Source organism: Glutamicibacter sp. MNS18 (assembly GCF_026107515.2).
Classification (GTDB): Bacteria; Actinomycetota; Actinomycetes; order Actinomycetales; family Micrococcaceae; genus Glutamicibacter.
On the sequence record NZ_JAPCHW010000001.1, the window covers coordinates 521,679 to 538,811 of the forward strand.

Consider the following 17,133-nt stretch of genomic DNA (forward strand, 5'->3'; position numbering starts at 1 on the left):
GTGCCGGCACCGGCAATGTCCGTCCCGGAACAGGCAGGATGGTCCCATGGCATCACAATGGGACCGGATCGTGGACGATCTCGCACTCAGCACGCCGGCACGCACCGCCGAACGGGCTGTGACCGAAACCCTGAACCTGCTGCTGCCGACCAGTTGCGCGGTGTGCGAGACCGCGGACCAGCGGTTGTGCCGGCAGTGCCGGAGCACGCTGAACCGACTGCTGCATTACCCGCCGGTGCCACGGCAGCTGCGGATGGTCGTCGAGCTGCCCGCGTACCAGCGCGGCATCCTCGCCTGTGCGGCAGGGATGTACGCCAACGAGCTGGCCCGGGCGATCCTGGCGTTCAAGAACCACCAGCGGCTATTCCTTGCGGAGCTTTTTGCGCCGTATCTGGCGGCCCTGGCCAACACGTTGTGCCCGCCGCAACCTGCGGGCCGTTCCATCTGGCTGGTTCCGGTGCCCAGTTCCCACAAGGCGCAGGCCACCCGCGGATACTGGCCGGTCCAACAGATACTGCGTTACGCGTCAGGTCATGGAATGCTCGGGCCGTCCCTGGAATGCCGGCCCATCCTGAAATACCGGTTGGCCAACTCCTTCGCCGCGGCGCAAAAGGGGCGAAGCGGCCGCCAGCGCCGCGAAGCCAATACGGCGCTCTTCGCCTTCGATGCGCTTCATGAAGGGCAACAAATACTGCTGGTCGATGACGTGCTGACCACCGGTGCCACCCTGTCGGCGGCGGCCCAGATCTGCACGGCAGCCGGATACCGGGTGATCGGCGCGCTGGTCGTGGCGCTGACGCCGGCTCCCCAGGGCGACGCGCGGTAGCCGATTATGCTGACCGCGATAAGAAAAATGGGCGTCTGATAGTGGAATATTCAGCGATGTGGCATATGGTGAAGTATGGGTTGCATCACAGATGCAGCGAAGGCCCATCTTCAGTCCGGGAGCTGAGAAAATCCCGGATTGTTGTGTCACCCGACTCTATTTTGGAGGACACCATGGAGCTGAATTACAGCGGCCGCAACATCACCGTCTCCGATCGTTTCCGCGAATACGTGGACGAGAAAATGACGAAGGTCGAGCAATTGACCACCAAGGTGCAGCGGATCGATGTCAAGGTTGTCAAGGAAGCCCACGCCCGTAACCAGTCCACCGCGCTGTCGGTGGAACTGACCGTGGTCAGCCGGGGACCGGCGATTCGCGCGGAGGCATCTGGCGCGGACAAATTTGCGGCCTTTGATGTGGCATTCTCCAAGTTGCTTGAACGCCTGCGCAAGGCGCGCGACAAGCGCAAGGTCCATCGCGGCAACCACACCCCGGTGGCGGTTCACGAGGCGACCAGTAACCTTCCGACCATCTCCACGGACAAGACCCTGGTGGAGCAGACCCTGGAAAACCAGGCAGCCGCCGAGGCCGCTGCGAAGGAAGAGGATTCGCAATACACCCCGGTTGTGATCCGACGCAAGGTGTTCCCCGCCGAGGTCATGAGCATCGATGACGCGGTGGACCGCATGGAGCTGGTCGGCCACCCGTTCTACCTGTTCATCGACGAGGCCAACGGGTCCCATTCGGTGGTTTACCGCCGTCACCAGTACCAGTACGGTGTGATCACCCTCGATCCGTCGCTGAATGAGGACGATGAACTGCCAACCGAAGTCCGCGGATACCGCGACGCCTCGGTGAGCTAGTCCAAACCGCACCAATTCGGTAGCCAACTGACCCATATGAGCGGCCACGGAGATCTGAGCCTGAAACAGGCGCAACGGATCGCCGTGGCCGCTCAGGGTTTAACCGGACAGCGAAACGACGCGGCCAGCTCCCGGCAACGGATCGCCCAGGTCTTCCGGGGCATCGGCCAAACGCAGGTGGACTCGGTCAACGTGGTCTGCCGGGCGCACTACCAGCCGCTGTTCGCCCGACTGGGACCCTACCGCACCGAGGACCTTGACGAGCTGGTGTCCACCTCACGCAGCGGTGTCACCGAGTACTGGGGGCATGAAGCCAGCTTCGTCCGCAGCGAGCTGATCGGCGACCTGCGGCGTTGGCGGCGGGGACATTGGGCAGACCAATCCGCGATGTTTACCGATGCCCAACGGTCGTTGCTTGAGGACGTCCGGGGTTACCTGCGTGAGCACCCCGGCTCGTCGGCCCGTGATATCAGCAATGCCTTGAAGGTGCCTGGCAACACGGAAGGAACCCATTGGGGGTGGAACTGGAACGACACCAAGCTCGTGACGGAGTCGCTTTTCTGGAACGCGGAGATACTGAGCCTGGGCCGCAACCGGCAGTTCGAACGGCGATTCGCCCTTGCCGGGCAGGTGGTGGACCTGGAGGAACTGCACCCGGCGCATGACCGGCATGAATCACTGCGCCGACTGGTGCGGGCTGCGGCAGGCAGCTTGGGGATCGCCAGCGACAAGTGCATCGCCGAGTACTACCGCCTGCCGCTGCGGCCGGTCAGGCAAACCGCCCGGGAACTGGTGGAGGCAGGGGAGCTGGAGCCGGTGCGGGTACAGGGCCAGCCCGGACACCTGTTCATGCCCCGTGGCACCCCGGTTCCCAGCCGCATCACCCGGACCGTACGGATCCTCTCGCCCTTTGACTCCATGGTTTTCAACCGCGCCCGATTGCAGTCCCTGTTCGGTTTCCACTACCGGATCGAAATCTACGTGCCCAGCTCCAAGCGGCTATACGGATACTATGTGTTCCCGATCCTCTATGGGCATGAATTCGTGGGCCGGGTGGACCTCAAAGCCGATCGGAGGGCCGGGGTGCTGCGGGTCCAGGCCCTGTATTTCGAGGGGGATCCGAGCGACGATCTGCTCAGCAGCACCCACGACGAGTTGTGGCGCATGGCGGGGTGGCTGCAACTGGAGCGGGTGCATGTTGGACCTGAGCAGGTGCTGTGCAGCCCATGGACTTTAGCCGCAAATGCCAAACCCAGACGGGAAATGAGCTTGTAGGCAGGATTACTCACGTAGACTGGGGAACGCCAGAATTTACTGTGCTTGAGATATTGGGAGCTACCACGTGGCATCATTGCTAGAACGTATTTTGCGTACCGGCGACAAGAAGATCCTGAAAAAACTCCGGGTCTACGCGGACGCAATCAATGCGTTGGAGAGCGAATTTCGCGATATGACCGACGAGGAACTTCGCGGGGAAACCGAGAAGTTCCGGGCGCGGTATACCGAAGGGGAATCCCTGGATTCGCTGCTCCCAGAAGCTTTTGCCGCTGTGCGTGAAGCTGCAGACCGGGTGCTGGGTATGCGTCACTTCGACGTGCAGATGATGGGTGGCGCCGCATTGCACCTGGGAAATATCGCGGAAATGCGTACCGGTGAAGGTAAGACCCTGGTTGCCACGGCCCCGGCCTATCTCAACGCGCTGACCGGCAAGGGCGTGCACGTGGTCACGGTCAATGACTTCCTGGCGGAATACCAGTCGGATTTGATGGGCCGTGTCTTCCGATTCCTGGGGATGAGCACCGGTTGCATCATGTCCAATATGGATCCGGCCACACGGCGCAAGCAGTACCAAGCCGATGTCACCTATGGGACGAACAACGAGTTCGGTTTCGACTACCTGCGTGACAACATGGCGTGGAGCAAAGAGGAACTGGTCCAGCGCGAACACCACTTCGTGATCGTCGACGAAGTCGACTCGATCCTCATCGACGAGGCCCGTACCCCGCTGATCATTTCCGGGCAGGCTTCCGGGGATGTGAACCGCTGGTACACCGAGTTCTCGAAGATGATGAGCACGCTGGAACGCGACACCGACTACGAGGTGGACGAGAAGAAGCGCACCGTCGGTGTGCTGGAGCCCGGGATCGAAAAGATCGAGGACCACCTGGGCATCGACAATCTCTACGAGGCGGCCAACACGCCGCTGATCGGCTTTCTGAACAACGCCATCAAGGCCAAGGAACTGTTCAAGAAGGACAAGGACTACGTGGTGGTCAACGGCGAGGTCATGATCGTTGACGAGCACACCGGCCGCGCATTGGCGGGGCGCCGCTATTCCGAGGGTATGCACCAGGCCATCGAGGCCAAGGAAGGGGTGCAGATCAAGGCCGAGAACCAGACCCTGGCCACGATCACGTTGCAGAACTACTTCCGCATGTACGAGAAGATCTCGGGCATGACCGGTACCGCGCAAACCGAAGCCGCCGAGTTCATGGGCACCTACAAGCTCGGTGTCGTGGAAATCCCCACCAACCGTCCTGCGGTTCGTGTGGACCAATCGGATCTGATCTACAAGAACGAGATCGCCAAGTTCGACGCGGTCGTCCAGGACATTGCCGAACGACACAAGACCGGGCAGCCGATCCTGGTGGGCACCACCAGCGTGGAAAAGAGCGAGTACCTTTCGCGGCTGCTGGCCAAGCAGGGAATCCGCCACGAAGTGCTCAACGCCAAGAACCACGCACGTGAAGCGGCGATCGTGGCCATGGCCGGTAAGAAGGGTGGGGTCACCGTGGCCACCAACATGGCCGGCCGTGGTACCGACATCATGCTCGGCGGTAACGCCGAGTTCATCGCCGTGGCCGAAATGGAACGGCGCGGACTGGACCCGGAAAACAATCCCGAGGAGTACCAGGCCCAGTGGGATGAGGTTTTCGCCAACGCCAAGAAGGCCGTGGCCCGCGATGCTGAGGAAGTCTCGGCACTTGGTGGCCTCTACGTGCTGGGGACCGAACGCCACGAGTCACGTCGAATCGACAACCAGCTGCGTGGTCGTGCAGGGCGCCAGGGCGACCCCGGTGAGTCCCGCTTCTACCTGTCGATGACCGATGACCTGATGCGCCGCTTCAACTCGGGTATGGCTGAGCGGATCATGAATAACCCCTCCATGCCCGATGACGTTGCCCTGGAATCCAAGATGGTGTCCAAGGCGATCGAGTCCGCCCAGGCCCAGGTCGAGGGCGTGAACGCCGAACAGCGCAAGAACGTGCTGAAATACGATGACGTGATGAACCGCCAGCGTGAGGCCATCTACACCGACCGCCGCCGCATCCTGGAAGGCGACGATATCCACGAGAAGGTCGAGCACTTCCTGGAAGATGTCATCAAGGCCATGGTGCTGGAAGCCACCCAGATCGGTCACCCGGATGAGTGGGATCTGCGCCAGCTCTGGACCAACTTCAAGCAGGTCTTCCCGATCGCTCTGACCGTGGATGACCTGGTCGAGGAAGCCGGGGGAGTTTCGCACCTGAGTGCCGAATTCATCGAGACCGAGGTGCTTTCCGATGCCCGACTGCAGTACCAAGCGCGCGAGGAGGCTGTCGGCGCGCAGACGATGCGCGAACTCGAACGCCGTGTGGTGCTCTCGACCATTGGACGCAAGTGGCAGGAGCACCTCTACGAGATGGATTACCTCAAGGAAGGTATCGGCCTGCGTGCCATGGCCCAGCGTGACCCGTTGGTTGAATACCAGCGCGAGGGCTACACCATGTTCCTGACCATGATGGAGGGTATCCGGGAGGATTCCATCGGCACCCTGTTCCACCTGGAATTGCCGACAGGAGAGAAGAAGCCGGAGGAAATCAACGGTGCCCTGGTCGAACCGGCCAAGCCCCGCAACCTCCAGTTCACCGGCCCGGACGAGGACGGCGAAGCCAGCACGAAGCGAGAACAAGCTTCTGGCAACAAGAACAAGAAGGTGGCCGCCGGCGCTGGCGGAAGCAAATCCAAGAAGAACAAGAAGCGCTAGAGAACTTCCAGTTCGGTCACTTGCCACCGTCCGTGCCATGGCTCCAATTTCAGGGCCACGGCACGGACGCGGTGTTTAAACGCAAGCACAGCGGCACATTCGTAGGCGCCGGAAGCCGTCAATTCCATCCTGATGGTGCGCACACAACCATGGCTGGTTCCCTCCGCAGGATCCAGGGTCAGGGCCCTGGTCTCGATGAGTTGTTGGCACTTGAGCTTTTCGATACAACGCGGTTCCACGGCGAAGTTCAGTTGCCACAGGCCACGGTGTCCGGCCAGGATCTCGAACACGGCCCGAGCCACCGCATGGCACAGGTGCACGGCGGCCAGCCTGGTGGTGCGGGGAACCGGGGCACGGTGGAAAATATGGTCCATGGGTTTGGCGATCTGTGTCGGCGACTCATGGCGCAAGGGATGGTACGCGGTTCCGCCGGAGAGCCGTACGGTGAGGTTTGCTGCCGGATGCGAGTGCCAGGGTGCAACGGGACGCAGTGGTTGGGCGGTCAGCGACATGATCTACACCTTTCAATTTCCGGGGGTGGGTAATAGCAGGACCGTGCCAATTCGCAGAAAATGCGGGTCTGGGCCTACCACTTCACGGTTCGCAGCATGGATCCGAGGCCAGTAGACAGCCACGTCGGTGATGCTGGCGCTGGGCCCCAGGCGTTTGCGGGCGATATCCCATAGGGTGTCCCCGGACAGGACCACCACTTCCTCAACGACTTGCCGGGAACCGACCTGTGGGGCTGGGCTGCCCACCGAACGGGAGAAGGTGACCGCCGTATTGTGCGGGAGCCAGCTGGGAACCGGGACGAGCGTTGCCGTTCGAGGCCCGGCATCCGAATTCGTATCGGCCGCCGGTTCCTCCAACTGGCTGGTTTGCACTCCGGGGGCGGCAAATGCCGGTACCACGGACGATCCGACCAGGAGGCCGGTGTTGAGCGCTGACACGGCCAGGCCCCGCAGGATCCGCGGCGAATTCCGATGGAGCCGTTGTGCAAGTCGTGTCCGACCGGTGCGGGCCGCCCAGATCGAGGCGTACTGAAGCAGTAGCCCCACAACAAGCCAGAGGATGTAGATGATGGCGACCAGTATCAGTGCCTGGAGGAAAACTCCGGTCTGGGGCGGAAGGTTCAGGTTCCGCCATGAGGCAACCGGTATCTGGTTCAGCTGGCGTAGTGCCAGCGACATTAGGATGCCGAAAACCACGAACGTAGCCGGTAGGAGTGCAAACCTTCCCATGTTCCACATGACATCAGATCTCCTAGTTTGATCCTGTTTGATGTTATTTGATATTGATAGTCGCACTTTTATCCGATTAAGAGAAGGCTCTTGGCGGAAAATTGTGAAAAACGTAGAGTGGCTCCATGAGATGGGAAACACTGTTTGCGGATCTGGAGGCGCAGCTGGAGGCGAGGCTCGCCGGGGAACTTCGTGAGGAAATCGCCGAGTCAACGCGGGTGGAGCAGGCACGTCAAACGCTGGATGAACGATTGACGGGGTACCGCGGCCTACCGGTGTCGCTGCGCCTGTGTGGTTCAGCGGAAGTGAGCGGAGTGGTCGGACCGGTGGGATCGGACTACCTGTGCTTGGAGGATTCCTCGAACAGGTGGCTCATTCGCCGGGCGGCAGTGCAGTCCCTCATCCTGCCTACCCGGCGCGGTGGCCATCCCGCGGTCCTGGTCCGGACCAAATTCGCTGCCGTGATCCGTGCCCTACTACGGGACAGGACGCCGGTGGGGGTCTACGGTATGGACGGGCGCAGTCTGGGCGAAGGAACCCTGCAGCAGGCAGCCGAGGATTTCCTCGTGCTCGGTGTGCATCCCCGTGACGAATACGCGCGCGGACGCAGCATCCAAGCACAGGTCTTGATCCCGTACTCCGCCGTGGCCTGGATCGTCACGCAGGCTATCGAGTAATCCACAGTCCCAGGGCGGCTCTTCCGCCGGAGGGCTTCTTCGATTAGGCTCACCAGCACCATGCGAGACATCGAGACAAGGTGAAAATCGTGGTTGCAGAACAGCGAAGTGTGCACAAATCGGCGGCTACGGCACCCCGGCTGCGCCGGGCTGGGTGGAAAGAGCCCCGTCTGTTGCTGGGACTGCTGCTGGTGGCTGCCTCGATTGTCGGCATCGTTTTCCTGGTTAATGCCATGGACGAACGAACTGGTGTCTACGTGGCCAAGACCGATATCACCCTCGGTGAGCCGATCACGGACACCAATACCGAAGTCGTCCAGGTGCAGCTGGGGGAGTCGCTGCGGCATTATCTTCCGGCGGCTGACGGGGCGATGGACGGGGTGCGGGCCAACACCTACATTGGTGCCGGCCAACTGATCGCCCAGGATTTCATCACGCGCAGTGAACTGGGCTCACGCCGTCCGATCAACATCGATTTGCCGGTGGATCTTTCCCCGGCCATCACCCCGGGTAGCCGGGTGGATGTGTGGATCGCCCAACGCGAGCCGGGGTCGGCCACGTACGGCACCCCGGAGCTGTTGGCCAACCTCATGGAAGTCTCGGCCCGTAGTGAGCGAGCGGCGGGTCTGGTCGGCCAGCGCGGGGTCAACCTCGAATTGCTGGTGGAACCGGACCACTTGGAACCCCTGCTTCAGGCTCTGGCCAACGAATCACGGATTATCGTGGTCTACAACCCGGCTGGTGACTCCCGATGAGCATTCCGGTTGTGGTGCTGGGCCAGAACCCGGAGCTGGTGCACCGGATCGAAAGCTACCGTGGGGACCTCATGGTGGCCAGGGTCTGCCAGGAGATCTCCGAAGCGGTGGCAGCCTGCGCCGCGGGTGTGGGACAGGCGCTTATTGTCTCGGACCCGGAGTTGATGCTGCCCATGGAACAGGTCGACTACGTGCGTGAGCATGAAGTGGTCCTGGTCTTGCTGGACGACAAGCCGGTGAGCACCCCCGGGGTACTCAGTGCGACACCAAGCGGTAGTGCCGCGGAACTGGAAAGCCTCATCACCCGTGGGCTGAGGCAGTTTCTGGATGCAGTGGATAGTGCGAATCCCGGCACGGAGGACGGGGTGCCTCGACAGGAGCGCGCCAAAGGCAGCGTGACGACGTTCTGGGGTGCCGTGGGGGCGCCGGGACGCAGCACGCTCGCGTTGAATTTCGCGGTCGAGGCAGCAGTCGCAGGGCAGAAGGTGATCCTGATTGACGCCGACACCTACGGTGCGTCGATCGCCGTCCAACTGGGATTACTCGACGAGTCGGCCGCCGTCGCGCAGATCTGCCGGGTAGTGGATACCGGCCACTATGACGTCGCACGGCTGGAATCCGTATGCAAGTCGCTGCAAGTGGGATCCGCGGTACTGACGGTTGCCTCCGGGATCCCGCGGGCCAGCCGTTGGCCGGAGATCCGTGCCGCGTCGCTGCGCCGGGCGGTGGGGGTCTTCAAACAGCACTATGACCGGGTGGTGCTGGACGTGGCTGCGCCGGTGGAGACCGATGAGCAGCTCAGTTTCGACACCCGGGCCCCGCAACGCAACGGGGTCACGGTGGAGGCCTTGCACTTTTCCGACGAGGTGTTCATGGTCGTCGCGGCCGACAGCGTCGGGATTCCCCGTGCCATCCGTGCCATCGACGAGCTGAACGAGCAGCAGGTGGCAGCCCCGCTGCGGATCCTTTTCAACAAGATCGGTACCGCCGCCGCAGGCCGCAGTCCGCGGCGTGGGGTCTCCGAGGCCTGGGAGCGGTTCGGCCCCTCCTACCCGATTATCGGGTTTCTGCCCGATGACCACCAGACTTGCCAGGCGGCAATACTGGCCGGCAGCGCGCTGCTGGAGCTGGCTCCGCGTTGTGCATTACGCTCAGAAATCCGTGCCCTGACCCAGAAGAATCTTCCATTTCGCACAGGGTCAAACAAAGGGCCCAGCTGGCGATCCAAGATGTGAAGTGACCCACGAAAAAACGCGATAGGCTGGAGACAATCGTGTATTCGCAATGGAGCGAATCGTTGATCTTCACTCTTGGAGGCGTTCAGTTGAACTCGTCGGAATCGGTCGTGTCAGAAGCATTCGTCAATGCGACACTCAACAACGATCTGATCAGTGAGTACTACAAGCAAATAGCCAGGGAGGATTTTGCCGCCTACCAGCCGGGGGAGCTGGAGGATCGCGTGGCAACCCACCTGGAAATCGGGTTTACCAGGAAGCCCCAGACCGCGAACGTCGTCTTGCAGTCCGCTGCCGGTCGCTCCGTGGTGTTCATCGTGACCGACGACATGCCTTTCCTTGTCGACTCGGTCACCACCGAACTGGTTCGCCAGAAACTGCCGATCCACCTGGTCGTCCACCCGACCTTCGTGGTCTCCCGGGATACCGGAACCGACCAGATCCGTTCACTGACCCCCACCGATGCCCAGCACGTGGCCAGTGGAGACACCGCCGCACTCTCGGACCTGAGCACCCTGACCATGCAGGGCACCCACACCGCCGTGGAATCCTGGATCTCCATTGAACTGGACCGCGAACTCGACCCGGAACAGGGTGAACAGATCCGTGCCGGACTGATCGGCATCCTGCATGATGTACGCCAGGCCGTGGAGGACTGGCCGATCATGCTTGATCGTGCCACCGAAATCGCCGCCTCATTGCCGCGTATCACCGGCGCCGACGAGCTACCGGACCTGGACCAGGCCGTGGAACTGCTGAACTGGATGGCAGATGGGCGCTTCACCTTCCTGGGCTACCGTGATTACGAGCTGGTCACCGAGTTCGGCGAGGATGTGTTGCGCGCGCGTGCCGGCAGCGGCCTGGGTGTGATGCGAGACGTGGATGACCGCGGGCCCCTGCACCTGACCAAGCGCGGACGCGACACCGCCCGCGACAAGCGGGCGCTGGTGATCACCAAGGCCAACGCCCGGTCAACAGTGCACCGCGGCACCTACCTGGACTACGTGGGAGTCAAGAGCTTCGACGCCAACGGTGAGGTCAACGGTGAACGCCGCTTCATCGGCCTGTTCGCCTCGACCTTGTACACCTCCAGTGTCACCACCGTGCCGTTGGTCCGCGAAAAGGTGGACGCGGTCTTGAGACATGCCGGTTTCGCCCCGGACTCCCATTCGGGCAAGGACATCGTCACCATCCTGGAGTCCTACCCACGTGATGAACTCTTCCAGATTTCCGTTGAGGACCTGACCCAGACCGCCCTGGGGATCCTGCGCCTGCAGGAACGCCGGCGTACCTCTGTATTCCTGCGCTCCGATGACTACGGCCGCTTCATGTCAGTGATGGTCTACCTGCCGCGTGACCGCTTCTCCACCCTGGTGCGCCAGCGCATCGAAGGGGTGCTGCAACGCGCCTTCAACCCGGATTCCATGGAACACGATGTGATGATGGGCGACTCCACCCTGGTGCGACTGTTCTACCGCATCCGTTTGCAGCGCCATGGCCTGGCACCGGTGATTGATCGCAAGGCCCTGGAAACCGATGTGGCACGGGCCGTACGTTCCTGGGGCGAAGCCGTGGGCGATGCCGCCCACGACCAGCTGGACCCTGACCAGGCGCGCACCCTGGCCCGGTCCTGGTCCGAGGCCTTCCCCGAGGCCTACAAGGTGCAGTTCGAAGTCGAAGACGCGCTGGCCGATATCGAGCGGCTGGCGCAGCTTGATGAGCCGACCCAGGATGGGCCGGTAGTCTCCTTCTACGAACCGGTCGAACAGAACGAGGACATCCCGGTCACGGTCCGCATGAAGATCTATGTGAACCGCCCGCTGACGCTTTCACGGATCCTTCCGGTTCTGCAGGATCTGGGACTGGAGGTCGTTGACGAACGCCCGTTCGAGCTCAAACCCGAGGGCGGGGAACAACGTTACATCTATGACATGGGGCTGAAGATCGATGAGGACATCGACTTTGCCAGCGTGCAGGAACAACTGGCCGAGACCTACTCCGCCGTTGTCCGCAACGCCGCCGAATCCGATGAGCTCAATGCATTGGTCCTGCGCGAGGGACTGCACTGGAACGAAGTGGCGATGCTCCGCGCGTACGCCCACTATCTGCTCCAACTCGGGGTTCCGAACTCCACCGATTTCATCGCGAGCACCCTGGTTTCCAACGCCGCGGTCACCCATGGAATCGTGAGCCTGTTCCACGCCATCTTCGATCCGAAGCTTTCGGCCGAGGCATCGGAAAGTGCACGGCAGGCAGCCCACGAGCAGATCACCGCAGCCCTGGAGGCCGTGCCGACACTGGATGCGGATACGCTGCTGCGCCGATTCGTCAAGGTCATCGAAGCCACCAAGCGCACCAACTACTACGCCGTGGGCAACGCGCTGGGCTTCAAGCTGGCACCCAACGAGATCGACTTCGCCCCTTTCCCACGCCCGAAGCACGAATTCTGGGTATACTCCCCGCGTGTCGAGGGAGTGCATTTCCGCTTTGGTGCCGTGGCTCGAGGCGGCCTGCGCTGGTCGGACCGGCGAGAGGATTTCCGCACCGAAGTCCTGGGCCTGGTCAAGGCCCAGATGGTGAAAAACTCGGTGATCGTGCCCACCGGCGCCAAGGGCGGTTTCTACGCCAAGCAGCTGCCCAATCCCGCCGTGGACCGTGGCGCCTGGATCGAGGAAGGCAAGGCCTCCTACCGGATCTTCATCCGCACCATGCTGGAGCTGACCGACAACATCGTCACCGATGAGCAGGGCCAGCGGGTCATCCCGCCGGTTGACGTCGTGCGCCGCGACGGGGACGACACCTACCTGGTGGTAGCCGCGGACAAGGGCACCGCGACCTTCTCAGACACCGCCAATGCGATTTCCGAGGAGATGGGCCACTGGCTCGGCGACGCCTTTGCCTCGGGCGGTTCGGTGGGCTATGACCACAAGGGCATGGGCATTACCGCGCGCGGTGCCTGGGAATCGGTGAAGCGCCACTTCTTCGAATTGGGCATCGATACCCAGAGCGAGGAGTTCACCGCAGTCGGGATCGGCGACATGTCCGGGGATGTTTTCGGCAACGGTTTACTGCGCACCCGTACCGTAAAACTGGTGGCTGCCTTCGACCACCGGGACATCTTCCTGGACCCGGACCCGGATCCTGCAGCGTCCTTCGCTGAACGCCAACGCCTGTACGACCTGCCGCGTTCGAGCTGGGCCGACTACAACCGTGACCTGATTTCAGCCGGCGGCGGGGTCTTCTCCCGCTCATTGAAGTCGGTGCCGCTCAGCCCGCAGATCCAGCAGCTGTTGGGCCTGCCGGCCGAGACCACGTCGCTGGCCCCCAATGACCTGCTCAAGGCGATCCTCTCGGCCAAGGTCGACCTGCTGTACAACGGCGGAATCGGCACCTACATCAAGGCCAGCACGGAAAGCCACGGCGAAGTCGGCGATCGCGCCAATGACGCGATCCGCATCGACGGACGACAGGTCCAGGCGCGGGTTATCGGCGAGGGCGGGAACCTGGGCATGACGCAACTCGGACGCATCGAGGCAGCCAATGGCGGGGTGATTCTCAATACCGATGCCATCGACAACTCCGCGGGGGTGGACACCTCCGACCGTGAGGTGAACATTAAGATCTTCGTGGATCGTCAGGTCAAGGCCGGTGCCATCGAGCCCGAGGAGCGTGCCGACTTCCTGGTTTCGATGACCGACGATGTCGCCGAGCTCGTTCTGCGCACCAATTTCGACCAGAATGTCTTGCTGCTCAATGAGAAGCACGCGGCCCGCACCTGGTCCCCGGCCTATGGCCGGCTCATGGACTGGTTGGAGGAACACGCGGACCTGAATCGTGCTCTGGAGTTCCTACCCGGCAACGAGGATCTCGAAGCACGCCGCTCGGCCGGGGGATCGATGACCACCCCGGAACTGGCAGTGCTGACCGCCTACGCGAAGATCCAATTGGCCCAGTCGCTGTCGGGGACGGAGCTGATCAAGGACGACTACTTCCTGGCCACGATTAAACGCTATTTCCCGGCCAAACTGGTCGAGCGGTTCGGCGATGAACTGGATGCCCACCCGCTGCGTGCCGAGATCATCGCCACGGTGGTGGCCAACGAGATCGTGAACATCGGCGGCATCACCTATATCTTCCGGGCCATGGAGGAATCCAGCGCGAGTGAAGAGCATATTGCCAAGGTCTTCTGCGTACTGCGTGAGATCTACGAGTTCGAGCGCTGGTTCCAGCAGATCAACGAGCAACCCGCAGGGTCGAACCTCGAATACTGGAGCCGTCAACACCATGACATGCGTCGGTTGCTGGACCGGGCCACCCGGTGGATGCTGAACCATGCTGATCTGAGCCAGAGTGTCGGCGAGCTGGTGGACCGCTACGCCGCAATTGTGCAGGACCTGCGCGGCCAGCTCCCGGAGCTGTTGCGGGGGGTCGACGCGGCCCGGTTCACCACCTGGCGCCAGGATGCCATGGAACACGGGCTGACCAGCGAACAGGCCACGCACTGGGCGGCGCAGTTCGAGTCCTACACGCTGCTGGACATCGCCGACTTCATCTTCCGTACCGGGTCCGATGCAGAGAAGGTTGCGACCACCTATTTCGCCCTCTTCGCCCGATTCGAAATCGATGCGCTGCTCAACCGGATCACCGCGTTGCCGCGCACCGACCGCTGGAAGGCGCTGGCCCGGGCGGCATTGCGTGATGATTTGTATGCCACGGTGATCGACATGACCGGGGACGTCCTGGACGTGGCCGGGCAGCTTCAGTCCGCCGATGCGCGTGTTGCGGCATGGGAGGAAGCAAACGCGGCTAACCTTGATCGTGCGAAGAAGATGTTCCAAGAAGTGAACAGCCTGGAACGCGATGACATGTCGTCGCTGTCCGTGGCCCTTCGCCTGCTGCGTTCGATCGTCCGGAGGAAGTAAACACACCATGGCCCTCATCACCGAGCAACTGCGGAACCAATCTCGGCTCGGGCCCGGTGATGAGGACTGGCTCCACCTGCTGGTGGGGGACTGGCAACTGGTTGCGGATCTGGCATTCGCCGACCTGGTGCTCTGGTTCCCCACCGGGGACGGGTCCTACGTGGCCCTGGCCCATGTGCGCCCCTCAACCTCGCATACCGCCTTCCACACCGACTTCGTGGGGGAGCGGATCCGCAAGGACTTGAGGATCATGGTAGACCGCGCCTGGGAAACCAGTACCCTGCAACGCTCAATCGAGCAATCGCTGGATCTGGCAGGCCAAAGCACCGTCCAGGCGGTCCCCCTGGTTCGACAGGGACGCAAGGTCGCGGTCATCACCTCGCATTTCGACCTGGCCTCCAGCCGTACTGCATCGAATCTGGAACTGGTCTACCGGCAGAGCGCCGAGGACCTGTTGACCATGGGCACTCGGGGTCTATGGCCGGATTTTGCCAGCCCCACCGGCTCGCGGCGTGGTGCGCCACGTGTCGGGGACGGGTTCATCCGGCTGGATGCCAGTGGTGTCGTCGAATACGCCAGCCCCAATGCGGTCTCGGCCTTTCGCCGCCTGGGGGCCGCCGAGGTCCTCCAGGGGCAGTCGCTATCCGATGTGACCATGGCACTGGTCAGCGACCGTCGTGTTATCGATGAAACCCTGCCTTTGGTCCTGCAGGGAAAAATGCCCTGGCGCACCGAAGTCGAATATATGGGAGTCAACCTGTCCTTGCGGGCAGTTCCCTTGCGCGATGAAAAACGTCGCTGGGGTGCCCTGGTGCTCTGCCGCGACGTGACGGAACTGCGCCGGCGTGAAAAGGAATTGGTCACCAAGGACGCCACCATCCGTGAAATCCACCACCGGGTGAAGAACAACCTGCAGACCGTAGCCGCACTACTTCGCATGCAGTCGCGCCGGATGCACACCGAGGAAGGCAAACAGGGGCTGGAACAGGCCATGCGCCGGGTTGCCACGATCGCCTCGGTACACGAGTTCCTGTCCAAGGGCCTGAACGAGACGGTCAAGTTCGATGACCTCATGGACCGGCAGTTCCGCCTGATCGTGGAGATCGCCTCGCCGGGCCAACGGGTACAGACCGTACGCGAAGGCGAATTCGGAATGTTACCTGCCGAACTGGCCACCCCGTTGTCGTTGGTGATCAACGAGCTGGCAACCAATGCCGTGGAACACGGGCTGGCTGGGCGTGATGGCCAGGTAAGCCTGGTGGCCGAACGTTTCACCAAACACCACCAGAACTGGTTGCGGGTGGGCGTTAGCGACAATGGGCACGGGATGCCGGAGGAAAAGGTGACCGAGGGGTTGGGATTGCAGATCATGCGGACCCTGGTGACCAGCGAGCTGCGTGGTGAGATCCTGTGGACCCAGGCCGACGGGCAGGGAACCAAAGTGGTCATCGAAATGCCCCTGGAGCTGCGTAAACCGGCGTCTTAGCCCGCACAGATGAACTCCAAAAAGGGGGGTGGGGTGGAAACCGTTCGGTTTCCACCCCACCCCCTTTTGTACAAGGCGATATCAGCGGTAGAGGCGCATATGGGCCTTGACGCTGGCTACATAGGATTTGGTGTCGGAGTACATGCCGTACTTGCGTACGCCGCCGAGCCCCTGGTAGTAGGCGGCGATGGCCTGATCCAGGTTCGCGGCGTTGTCGAGGTTGTACTTAATGGTCGCGACACCGGCGGTGACGTTGTCCCGCGGATCAAGCAGGTTCAGCTGGCGGCCCACCCTGGTCGACATCCACTCACCGGTACTCGGGATTACCTGCATGGTGCCGATGGCGTTGGCCGGAGACACTGCTCGCTGGTTGAATCCTGATTCCTGGTGGGCGTGGGCCAAGGCCAAGGCCGGATCCACACCCATGCTCTGCGCGGTGCTGCGGATCAGGGACTGCATCTCGCCCTTACTTGGCACGGAGATGGAATCCAGGTACCGCTTGTTCTCATTGGCGCTGCGAACTGTGGCGTCGGGATAGGTGCGGCCAAGGAAGGTGTTGCCGATTTTCTGCTCCGACTCTTGGCTAGAGTTGGGCTTGACTGCTGAACCGCTAACGGTGAGCTTGGTATTGATCTGCAGCGGAGTCTGCGAACTGATCTGCGGGTTCAGATCCAACAGGCGGCTGAGCGAAATACCGTGGGCAGCGGCGATTCCGCCCAGGGTATCCCCGGCCTTCACTGTATAGCTGCTGGTTGACTCGGACTTCTGCTGCGGTGCGCTTTCGGCCTTGGGAGCCGACTGGGACGACGAACCACCGGTGAGGGTGAGCTTGTCACCCGGGTAGATCAGCGACTTGCCGTTGAGGTTGTTCAAGCTCAGCAGCTTGCTCAGGCTCAAGCCGTGGCGGACTGCAATAGCGCCCAGGGTATCGCCGGCCTTGACGGTGTAGCTCGAGGCACCGGATGATGTTGATCCCGTGGAGGTCTGCTTTGTTGAGGATGATCCGCTGGATCCGAAGTTCAGTTTCTGTCCGATGGTGATCCGGTCGCCGGAGGGGTTGCCTGCGGCTTTGCGGACCTCGGTCAGGGAGACGCCCAGCGC

Annotated in this window: 12 protein-coding genes; 9 read left to right on the forward strand and 3 right to left on the reverse strand. The window is 62.2% G+C overall.

Annotated elements, in window-relative coordinates:
* Positions 1-46: 46 nt before the first annotated feature.
* From OK351_RS02565 to secA, 4 genes are all read left to right on the forward strand, one after another.
* On the forward strand, positions 47-826 hold the full coding sequence (locus tag OK351_RS02565) for a ComF family protein (protein ID WP_265155763.1): 780 nt from the start codon (positions 47-49) through the stop codon (positions 824-826).
* 173 nt (positions 827-999) lie between these two features.
* Positions 1,000-1,689, forward strand: coding sequence for a ribosome hibernation-promoting factor, HPF/YfiA family (gene hpf / locus OK351_RS02570; RefSeq protein WP_265155764.1), 690 nt, complete (start codon positions 1,000-1,002; stop codon positions 1,687-1,689).
* Between the two features lie 36 nt (positions 1,690-1,725).
* Positions 1,726-2,964 carry a winged helix-turn-helix domain-containing protein gene (locus tag OK351_RS02575; protein ID WP_265155765.1) on the forward strand — a complete coding sequence of 413 codons (1,239 nt, stop codon included), beginning with the start codon at positions 1,726-1,728 and terminating at the stop codon, positions 2,962-2,964.
* A gap of 67 nt (positions 2,965-3,031) precedes the next feature.
* Positions 3,032-5,716 (forward strand): preprotein translocase subunit SecA, encoded by a 2,685-nt coding sequence (gene secA / locus OK351_RS02580; protein ID WP_265155766.1) that lies wholly within the window; start codon positions 3,032-3,034, stop codon positions 5,714-5,716.
* On the opposite strand, the gene OK351_RS02585 is transcribed toward secA, so the two are convergent.
* Together OK351_RS02585 and OK351_RS02590 are read right to left on the reverse strand one after the other, a co-directional pair.
* A complete protein-coding gene (locus OK351_RS02585; RefSeq protein ID WP_265155767.1) occupies positions 5,713-6,228 on the reverse strand; it encodes an Rv3235 family protein in 516 nt (171 codons plus the stop codon). The genes secA and OK351_RS02585 overlap by 4 nt on opposite strands.
* 12 nt (positions 6,229-6,240) lie before the next feature.
* Positions 6,241-6,906, reverse strand: coding sequence for a LysM peptidoglycan-binding domain-containing protein (locus OK351_RS02590; RefSeq protein WP_265155768.1), 666 nt, complete (start codon positions 6,904-6,906; stop codon positions 6,241-6,243).
* A 176-nt stretch (positions 6,907-7,082) separates the two neighbouring features.
* Between OK351_RS02590 and OK351_RS02595 the strand changes: the two genes are divergently transcribed.
* The 5 genes from OK351_RS02595 to OK351_RS02615 all read left to right on the forward strand — a co-directional run bounded on the left by OK351_RS02595 (position 7,083) and on the right by OK351_RS02615 (position 16,032).
* Entirely contained in the window at positions 7,083-7,634 is a 552-nt protein-coding gene (locus tag OK351_RS02595) for a hypothetical protein (protein WP_265155769.1), read from the forward strand.
* 89 nt (positions 7,635-7,723) lie between these two features.
* Positions 7,724-8,389 carry a hypothetical protein gene (locus tag OK351_RS02600; RefSeq protein ID WP_265155770.1) on the forward strand — a complete coding sequence of 222 codons (666 nt, stop codon included), beginning with the start codon at positions 7,724-7,726 and terminating at the stop codon, positions 8,387-8,389.
* Positions 8,386-9,624 carry a CpaE/TadZ family protein gene (locus OK351_RS02605; RefSeq protein ID WP_265155771.1) on the forward strand — a complete coding sequence of 413 codons (1,239 nt, stop codon included), beginning with the start codon at positions 8,386-8,388 and terminating at the stop codon, positions 9,622-9,624. The genes OK351_RS02600 and OK351_RS02605 overlap by 4 nt, the downstream gene beginning before the upstream one ends.
* Before the next feature lie 110 nt (positions 9,625-9,734).
* Positions 9,735-14,546 (forward strand): NAD-glutamate dehydrogenase, encoded by a 4,812-nt coding sequence (locus tag OK351_RS02610; RefSeq protein WP_265155772.1) that lies wholly within the window; start codon positions 9,735-9,737, stop codon positions 14,544-14,546.
* 7 nt (positions 14,547-14,553) lie between these two features.
* On the forward strand, positions 14,554-16,032 hold the full coding sequence (locus tag OK351_RS02615) for a sensor histidine kinase (RefSeq protein ID WP_265155773.1): 1,479 nt from the start codon (positions 14,554-14,556) through the stop codon (positions 16,030-16,032).
* Between the two features lie 81 nt (positions 16,033-16,113).
* Here the strand turns inward: OK351_RS02615 and OK351_RS02620 are convergent.
* Positions 16,114-17,133 (reverse strand): LysM peptidoglycan-binding domain-containing protein (locus OK351_RS02620; protein ID WP_265155774.1); only part of this gene is annotated, 1,020 nt, incomplete at its 5' end.